General features: G+C 60.2%; 8 protein-coding genes and 1 tRNA gene. 8 read left to right on the top strand and 1 reads right to left on the bottom strand.

From position 1 onward, the window contains the following. Positions 1-74 precede the first annotated feature (74 nt). From AC1DVH_RS22775 to AC1DVH_RS22745, 7 genes are all read left to right on the top strand, one after another. A complete protein-coding gene (locus tag AC1DVH_RS22775; RefSeq protein WP_223462823.1) occupies positions 75-1,598 on the top strand; it encodes a phytoene desaturase family protein in 1,524 nt (507 codons plus the stop codon). Continuing rightward, positions 1,595-2,434: an alpha/beta hydrolase gene (locus tag AC1DVH_RS22770; RefSeq protein ID WP_477755714.1), complete on the top strand. Its 840-nt coding sequence runs from the start codon at positions 1,595-1,597 to the stop codon at positions 2,432-2,434. Before AC1DVH_RS22775 ends, AC1DVH_RS22770 begins: the two co-directional genes overlap by 4 nt. Positions 2,435-2,470: 36 nt before the next feature. Then, positions 2,471-3,226, top strand: a complete 756-nt coding sequence (locus tag AC1DVH_RS22765) for an SDR family NAD(P)-dependent oxidoreductase (protein WP_477755713.1) — start codon at positions 2,471-2,473, stop codon at positions 3,224-3,226. A 39-nt stretch (positions 3,227-3,265) separates the two neighbouring features. Next, complete coding sequence (locus AC1DVH_RS22760; protein WP_108217409.1) at positions 3,266-4,771, top strand: phytoene desaturase family protein; 1,506 nt, start codon at positions 3,266-3,268, stop codon at positions 4,769-4,771. 42 nt (positions 4,772-4,813) lie between these two features. Further along, positions 4,814-5,185: a ferredoxin FdxA gene (gene fdxA / locus AC1DVH_RS22755; protein ID WP_457266270.1), complete on the top strand. Its 372-nt coding sequence runs from the start codon at positions 4,814-4,816 to the stop codon at positions 5,183-5,185. Positions 5,186-5,206: 21 nt separating this feature from the next. Continuing rightward, complete coding sequence (locus AC1DVH_RS22750; protein WP_477755712.1) at positions 5,207-6,844, top strand: phytoene desaturase family protein; 1,638 nt, start codon at positions 5,207-5,209, stop codon at positions 6,842-6,844. Positions 6,845-6,927: 83 nt separating this feature from the next. After that, entirely contained in the window at positions 6,928-7,359 is a 432-nt protein-coding gene (locus AC1DVH_RS22745) for a hypothetical protein (RefSeq protein ID WP_477755711.1), read from the top strand. A gap of 356 nt (positions 7,360-7,715) precedes the next feature. On the opposite strand, the gene AC1DVH_RS22740 is transcribed toward AC1DVH_RS22745, so the two are convergent. Beyond that, positions 7,716-7,803: transfer RNA gene (locus AC1DVH_RS22740), tRNA-Ser, on the bottom strand. Positions 7,804-7,926: 123 nt separating this feature from the next. Between AC1DVH_RS22740 and AC1DVH_RS22735 the strand changes: the two genes are divergently transcribed. Next, on the top strand, positions 7,927-8,493 hold a 567-nt coding region (locus AC1DVH_RS22735), incomplete at its 3' end, for a Bax inhibitor-1/YccA family protein (RefSeq protein WP_477755710.1).

Here is an 8,493-nt window from a genome sequence, read left to right as displayed (position 1 = left end):
GCCCACAACGCCCGGCTCAATGCCATGCGCTTTGCCGAGATCTACGCCTGGGTCGACAAGTTGGGGCTGCGCCAATGAGCCAGCCGTCCTGGGACGCGATCTTCGTCGGTGCCGGGATCACCAGCCTGGCCTGTGCGGCCATGCTGGTCAAACGTGACCCCGGGGTGCGCTTGCTGGTAGTCGACAAGCATATTGTTGTCGGCGGGTATGCCTCCACGTTCAGTCGGCCGAAACAGGACGCGGTGTTCGACTGCAGTCTGCATAAGCTCAGTGGCATGGCCGAGGGCGGCAACCTGATCCGTATCCTGCGTAATCTGGAGCTGGAAGAGACACTGGACCTGGTCTATCCCCAGGACTACTTCTGCGCCTACCAGGACGGCATGGCGCTGCCGCTGGCCAATGACGCGGACGGTGTGCAACAGCTGTTGGTCGAGCGCTTTCCCCATCAGGCCGAGGCCATCGCGACCTTCTTCGAGCACGTTCGAACTTACGGGCGCAACGGCTACTACCAGTTCCAGATGCTGGACGGCACCTTTGAGCCGGACATGGCCCAGTTGCGTTTCGCGCATCGCAACCTGAAGCACAAGACCGTGCGTCAGGCGCTGCACGAGCTGTTCGACGATCCGTACCTGATCGAGATCCTGGCGGCACCGGGAATCTACGTCGGTGGCTACTCGGAAGACCTGGGCTACCTGTACTACCTGCATGTGGTGTACGCCACGCTCAACCGTGGCAACGCCTATGTCAAGGGCTCCTCCCAGCACCTGTCCAATCTGCTGGCGCAGCGGATTGAACAGGCCGGCGGGCAGATCCTGCTCAGCACAGGTGTCGATGGGGTGCTCACCGATGGGCAAGGCAATGCCACGGGCGTCAGCACCAATCGTGGCGTATTCCATTCTTCGCGGGTGTACATCAACGCTTCACCGCACTACGCGGTGCAGTCGCTGTTCGCGGCGGATGTGGAGCTGGCGGCCACTCGGGAGAAACTCACCGCGCTGAAACCGGCACGCTCGACCACCACGGTGTACCTGGTGACCGACCTGCCACCGGCGCAACTTGGCCTGCTGCATAGCGAATCGATGCTGTTCGCCGGTGATCCGGCGGCAGGCGCCGAGCTGCGCATGGCCGCCGAACGCAGCGGTTATGAGGCGGCGCTCAGTGAGCGGGCATTCTGGGAGATGTCGCCGATCGAGGTCACCAACTATCACGCCCTGGACCCGGCTGCGGGCCTGGTGGTGTGTATCAACGTGCTCGACTCGATCGCCCATTGGCCGCAGCGCCGCACAGCGCAATACCGCGCCAAGAAACAACGGGCCAGCGACACCCTGGTGGAGCGTCTGTTGAGCCAGGTGCCGGGGCTGCGCGGACATGTGCTGCATACCGAGGTTGCCACGCCCCACACCTATGTGCGCTTCACCAACAACACCGACGGTTCGGGTTATGGGGCGATGGTGGGTACCGATCTCAGCGGCCATGTATTCCATCACGGCTTCCCGGTGCAGGGCGTGCAGTTCCTCAGCGCCTGGGTGGCGGGTCCCAGTTACGAAGCGGCATTCGGTTATGCCGAGATGAAGGCTAGACAATGGAAGCGAGCATGAGCAAAAACGAGCAATCGACCGGTTGGCTGGGTGTCGCCATTTCCAAGCTGTTCATCCGGACAATGTTCCGCCAGGTACAAGGCTGGAAGCGCGACGTGCCAAGTCGTGCGGCAGGCTTTGTCGAAGTCGCACGCGACGGCAGCCGGCTCGAGGGGGCGTCCCTGCGCACCACCGCCATGCACCCTCGGGGCGTGGTGCTCTTGTGCCATCCGTTCCTCAAGTACGGCATGCATTACTTTTTCGAGAACAAACTGGATCAGGCGTTTCTCGACCAGGGTTATCACGTGGTCGCCTTCAACTTCAAAGGCTTCGGCCGCAGCACCATCGGCGGCCACGCGTTTGCCGACGATGTGCTGGCGATTGCCCGGCGAGTGACCCGGGACAACCCCGGCCTGCCCATCCACCTGGTGGGCTGTTCGTTTGGCGGCTATCACCTGTCCCATGCCCTGGCGCGCGATACCACGCCCTTTACCTCGGCGGTGCTGGACAGTGTGCCGGTTTCGGTGCGCAGCTACTTCACCCGCGGACCGCTGCGACTCGCTATGCGCTGGATCAGCGGCAGCCGTCTGGCGGTCCCCACGGGGACCTGTGCCATTGATCACTCGTTGCAGGGCGTGCGCGATCTACCGATCGCCTATTTCTACGGGCTCAACGACCGCTTTATCCCGGCTGCCAGCGTGGCGGGGCTCAGCCTGGATTGCGAGGCGCTACATATGGTCGGTTTCGAGGGCTGTCGTCACTTGGAAAACCACAAGAAGCATCGGGACCGCTACTTCGAGGAAATCTTCGATTTCTTCAATCGTGCAGAAGCTCAAACACCCGTCGTGCCCGCGTAACAACGGCAAGGACCATCAGGCTAAAGGATGTAGATCATGGATGTTCAGCAGTCTTCAAACGGCAAATGGGTGCTGGTCAGTGGCGGCAGTCGTGGCATTGGACGCGCACTGGTCTCGGCCCTGGCACGGGAAGGGTATCAGGTCGCTTTCACCTACCAGTCCTCGGCCGACGCGGCTTTGCAACTGGAGCGGGAAGTGGCGGCCAGCGGTGGCTGGGCCCTTGGGCATGCCTGTGACGGGCGGGRCCACGGTTCGGTCGAGGCGGTGTGTGCACAGTTGGTGGAGACCCTCGGCGAGCCCTACGGCTTGATCAACAACATGGGGGTGACCGGCGATCAGCTGTTGCTGAAGTTCGATATCGAGCGTTACCGCGATGTGGTCGCGACCAACCTCGATTCGGCGGTGTATTTCAGTAAATGCCTGGCGCCGGCGATGGCCGCCGAGCGTCGCGGCAAGATCTTGCACATGTCCTCCGTCAGTGGGTTCAAGGGCAACAAGGGACAGTTGAGTTATTCAGCGACCAAGGCGGCGATGATCGGCATTACCAAGACCATGGCCCTGGAATTGGCGCGGTTCAAGATCAACGTCAACGCCATCGCCCCAGGTTTCATTGCCACGGRGATGGTCGAGCAGATCGCCGACCCGGTGCGCAAGTCGATCACCGACACCATCCCCCTCAGGCGCTTCGGTGAAGTGCGTGAAGTGGCGGCCTTGGCCAGCTTTCTGCTGTCGACCCAGGCCGACTACATCACCGGTCAGACATTCGTAATCGACGGCGGCCTGACGGTCTGATTTAGCTGTCCGGATCTGGCCGCAGAGCCTGGAGATGTAATGAGTCAAGAATACGATACCGTTTTCGTCGGCGCGGGCCTTGGCGCGCTGGCGAGTGCCAGCCTTATGGCGCAGCGAGGCCAGAAGGTACTGGTGGTGGAAAAGCACAATGTACCCGGCGGTTATGCCAGCAATTTTCGGCGCAAGGATTTCAACTTCGATGTTTCACTGCATTCGTTCGACGGCGTGGTACGTGGCGCCGAGTCGTTCAATGTCATCGAGGCCTGTGGCGTGGCGGACAAAGTCGAGTTTCTTCATCACCCGACCCTGTATCGCTATCGCTCTCAGGACATCGACATAACGGTTGGACACCGAGACCTGGAAGGTTACAAACGCGAGTTGTTCCGTTTCTTTCCCGAGGAAGTCGACAACATCAATCGCCTGTTTGCCGAGTCTCAGCGCAACTACAAGGACCTGTGCGGCTTTCTGTATTCGCGCAAACCTTTCTGGATGAGGTTGGTGGCCACGCCCATGATCTATCCGCGGGTGCTCAAGTATGGCCATGAAACGGTGGATCACTACTTCTCGCGTTTCACCTCCAACGAACGCTTGAAGGAAGTGCTGTCGGCGCAATGGAGCTACTACGGTCTACCGGCCAAGGACCTGGCGTTCGGGTACTTTTCCTATCCCTTTATCGACTATCTGGAGAACGGCGGCTATTCGATCAAGGGCGGCTCCCAGGCATTGTCCAATGCCCTGGTCGAAGTGATCGAGCAACATGGCGGCCGGGTCGAGCTGGAGTCAGCGGTCAACCAGATCGTGATTGAACGCGGGCGAATCGGCGGCGTGGTAACGCGCAAGTCGGGCAGGGTAAAGGCGCGCAATGTTGTGGCCAATATTTCGCCCCATGCGGTCGTGGCACTGGCTGGCGAGCAGCACTTCGACGCCAGGTACCGCTCGCGACTGCGCCGGCTCAAGTTGTCGGTGTCCGGGTTTCAAGTCTACCTGGGGCTCGATTGCCCGCTGAGCGAGTTGGGAGTGGGCCCCGAGGAGTACATCCACTTCTTCGCCCCGCAGAAAACCCAGCGCGAACAGTTCGAGCATATCCAGGCCGGGGAGCTGCATGGCGACAACACCAGTTGGTCGATCAACTACTTCTCCAACGTCGATGCTTCGATGGTACCGGCCGGAAAGTCCAGCCTGGGCCTGTTCACGCTGACGGGCGCCAGCGAGTGGCACTCGCTGGGCAAGCTCGACTACAGGCGCAAGAAGCTTGAACTCACCGAGCTGCTGATCGCCAACGCCGAACGAGTCATTCCAGGCCTGAGTCGGCACATAGAGGTCTGCGAGAGCGGCTCGCCACGCACCATGACCAAGTTCACCCATAACCCGGAGGGCGCGATCTACGGCTTCGAGCAGAACACCCGACAATCCGGCCTGTTCAACCGTTTCCCGCAGAAATACCCGGTCAAGGGGCTGTACCAGGTCGGGGCCTGGACATTCCCGGGCGCAGGTTTCATCGGGACGATGTTGTCGGCGCGTTTGTTGGTCGACCGCTACTTCTGAGTGGCGACTTCCCCGTCAAACCAGATTTTTACGAGACGCACCATGACCTACGTAGTGACTGACAACTGCATTCAATGCCGCCACACCAGCTGCGTCGATATCTGCCCCGCGGATGCTTTCCACCTAGGGCCCAACTTTATCGCCATCAACCCTCAGGAGTGCGTCGACTGTGGCCTGTGTCTGCCCGAGTGTCCGGAGGAAGCGATTCAGCCGGAGAACCAGCTCGATGACAGCAACCGGCATTTCATCGAACTCAACGCCGAGCTGGTCAAGCACTGGCCGGTGATCCTGCAGCGGATTCCGCCATTGGCGAACCATGAACACTGGAGCCGCAAGCCGAACAAGCTGCCCCACCTGATACGTGAGGCCGAGGCGGTCGATCCGACCCGCGACCACCACCTGGCCCATGCCTGATGCGCGACTGGAACCTTATCCATGCAAAGTTTTGATCGATTCAAGACCCTCGAAAGCGACACCTTTGACGTGATCGTGGTTGGCGCCGGCATCGGTGGCCTGACGGCTGCCGCGACCCTGGCCAATCGCGGCAAGCAGGTACTGGTGCTCGACATGCACTATGAAATGGGCGGCTGTGCCACGGTGTTCCACCGCAAGGGCAAGGACTATGAGTTCGACGTCGGCCTGCACTACATCGGTGACTGTGGCAAGCACGGTCTGATTCCGCGGATTTTGCGGGGTGCAGGTATCAATGATGGTGAAATCAAATTTATCGAGCAGGACCCGGAGGGGTTCGAAACCCTGTGTTTTCCCGACTTCCAGTTCGCGGTTCCCCGTGGCTATGAACGCTTTCGCGAGAAGCTGCTGGAGGCATTTCCCAAGGAGCGAGCGGGAATCAACCGCTACTTCAAGATGCTGCAGCAGGTCTGGGATTTCATGGGCATCCACTCGCGGCCGCTGACCGCGCTGTGGGTGCTGCCACGCTCTTGGATGCTGATGCGGCATGCCAAATCGACGGTGGCGCAGTTCCTCGACACCTGTACGCAGAATCAACGCCTTCGGGCCATCCTGACCGGGCAGCTGGGGGTCTATCACCAGCCGCCGAGCCGCGCGACCATGGCTGGCCATGCCGCGGTGGTCAACCACTTCCTGCAGGGTTCCTATTACCCCTCGGGTGGCGGCCAGATGTTCTCCGACAAGTTGGGCGAGGTGGTCGAGCGCAAGGGCGGCAAGATCCTCCTGCGATCCAAGGTCGAACGTATCCTGATCGAGAACGGTCGTGCCGTGGGCGTCGAGTTCAGCAACAAGCACTTGGGCAAGCGGGTGGTCAAGGCGGACGCGGTGATCTGCAACGCCGATATCAAGCAGGCCCTGCTTGGCCTGATTGGCCGTGAACACCTCAAGCCACAGACCGTGCGTCGTGCCGAACAGTTCGAGATGTCACCGGCCATGGGCGTGGTCTATCTCGGCATCGACATGGACCTCAAGGCCATGGGCCTGAAGAACACCAACTACCGCATCTACCCTGGCTGCGATTATGAGAAGGCCTACCGCGAGGTGTTCGCCGGAGAGTTTCCCGAGGAGCCCCATCTGTTCATCGGTAACGCAACGATGAAAGACCCGGATAACCCGGCCATCGCCCCGCCAGGCATCTATAACCTGCAGCTTATGTCGGCGGTGCCTTCCACCCCGCAAAGCTGGGGCGTGACCCAGGCCGAACTGACGGATGGTCGCTACCGGACCAACCCTGTGTACCTGGAGAAGAAAGAGTGGTACGCCCGCCAGCTGATTGCCCTGGCTGAACGGGTGATTCCGGGAATGTCGGGCCACATCGTGTATCAGGAAGTCTCGACCCCTTTTTCAGTGACGCGCTTTATCGGCTCCGAAGGGGGCACGTCCTACGGTCTGGCCTTTACCCCGGAGTACTTCCTGCACAACAGGCCAGGGGCCAAGACTGAAATCCGCAACCTGTACCTGTGCGGCGCATCGACCCGTACCGGGCATGGTATTTTTGGCGCCATGACTGGCGGGGTGGAAGCGGCCGCTGCGGTCTGCGGTCGTCACGTGCGCTACCAGGTGATGGACGTCGGCACCCGCGCCGAAGCGGCAACCAGCTGAGTACGTGGTCAAGGCGGGCCCTGCCGACGCGCCACGACGTCTATGGGGCTCACCGTGGCGCATTTGCATCAAGGAGCGATGGAATGGCAAACGAATACAACATGGCGCTGGTGATCGGCGCCGGGCTCAGCCTGCTGGCGGCCCTGATGCATGTCGGGGTGATCATGGGAGGGCCTTCCTGGTATCGCTTGTTTGGCGCTGGCGACCGCTTTGTGCGTGCGGCCCAGGCCGGTCGCTGGTTTCCCGCGGTGGTCACGACGGGGATTGCCCTGGTGCTCGCCGCATGGGCGGCGTATGCACTGTCCGGTGCCGGGGTGATCGATCCCTTGCCCCTGCTGCGCCCGGCATTGTGCGCGATCACCCTGGTCTACCTGCTGCGCGGCCTGTTGGGACCGTTCGCGCTGGCAGGCACTGGGCGTAGTATTCGCTTCATCGTGATCAGCTCGGCGGTCTGCCTGGTCTATGGGCTGGTGCATCTGCTCGGCCTGGTGCAAGTGTGGGATTCCCTTGCCTAGTGTCCTGTCTCAGAAATAAATTTCTAGCCTGAGCCATGCTTCTGTGGTCAGTCAGTGCCTGGAGTGATCACATGAACTCTCAGGACATCGTGCTCAGTGAAGACGAACAAATTGAACTGAGTCGATGCATAAGGTTGGCCACGATCAGTCCTCTTCGCTTTCGGGAATTTTTCCGAGAGCATCAGTTCCTTATTCGGTGCTTCAGAATTACAGGGACAAGAGACCATTCGAAAAACTAGCCGCTGGTCGAAAAGCAAGACTCCACCCAGGGTGTGGGCTGAAGTGTGGGCTGGCAGGTTTTTCCAAAAGCCAGAAACGACAAAGCCCTGAAAAATCAGGGCTTTGTCGTATAAAGATGGCGGAGGCGATGGGATTCGAAYTCATGGACCTGTTACAGTCGACGGTTTTCAAGACCGTTGCCTTAAACCACTCGGCCACACCTCCGTTTGCGTTGCGGGCGCCATAATACCTGAATGAAACACACTGTCAAACTCTCTGCGTAGCTTGTTACAGAGCGTCTGTTATGATCTTTGCGACTGAACGTTTCAAACCAACAGGAGTGTCGCCATGCGCGAACAGGATTACGCAGTTAATAACAGCGTGCAGGCTGAGCAGCTAGAGGTTAGCCGCGTCCTGCGCAACACATACGGCTTGCTCGCCCTGACCCTGGCATTCAGCGGTGTGACGGCCTACGTTGCCCAGCAGATGCGTGTTGGCTACCCGAACATTTTCGTGGTGCTGATCGGCTTCTACGGTCTTTTCTTCCTCACCAACAAACTCCGTGATTCGGCCTGGGGCCTGGTATCGGCATTTGCCTTGACCGGTTTCATGGGTTTCCTGCTGGGCCCGATCCTCAACCGTTACCTGGGTATGCAGGGCGGCGCTGAAGTGGTCAGCTCGGCTTTCGCGATGACGGCGCTGGTGTTCGGCGGTCTGTCGGCGTATGTGCTGATTACCCGCAAGGACATGAGCTTCCTCGGCGGCTTCATCACGGCAGGCTTCTTCGTGCTGCTGGGTGCGACACTGGCGGGCATGTTCTTCCAGATCAGCGGCCTGCAACTGGCGATCAGCGCAGGTTTCGTGCTGTTTTCCTCGGTCTGCATTCTGTTCCAGACCAGCGCCATCATCCATGGC

Source organism: Pseudomonas sp. P4_C3 (genome assembly GCF_056402075.1).
Note: the sequence above shows the minus strand (reverse complement) of the source record. Positions and strands in the feature narration are given on the sequence as shown.

Bases quoted from the DNA above. Each gene is read 5' to 3' on its own strand.
- AC1DVH_RS22775 (WP_223462823.1), top strand. From the start codon at position 75: ATGAGCCAGCCGTCCTGGGACGCGATCTTCGTCGGTGCCGGGATCACC.
- AC1DVH_RS22770 (WP_477755714.1), top strand. From the start codon at position 1,595: ATGAGCAAAAACGAGCAATCGACCGGTTGGCTGGGTGTCGCCATTTCC.
- AC1DVH_RS22760 (WP_108217409.1), top strand. From the start codon at position 3,266: ATGAGTCAAGAATACGATACCGTTTTCGTCGGCGCGGGCCTTGGCGCG.
- fdxA (WP_457266270.1), top strand. From the start codon at position 4,814: ATGACCTACGTAGTGACTGACAACTGCATTCAATGCCGCCACACCAGC.
- AC1DVH_RS22750 (WP_477755712.1), top strand. From the start codon at position 5,207: ATGCAAAGTTTTGATCGATTCAAGACCCTCGAAAGCGACACCTTTGAC.
- AC1DVH_RS22745 (WP_477755711.1), top strand. From the start codon at position 6,928: ATGGCAAACGAATACAACATGGCGCTGGTGATCGGCGCCGGGCTCAGC.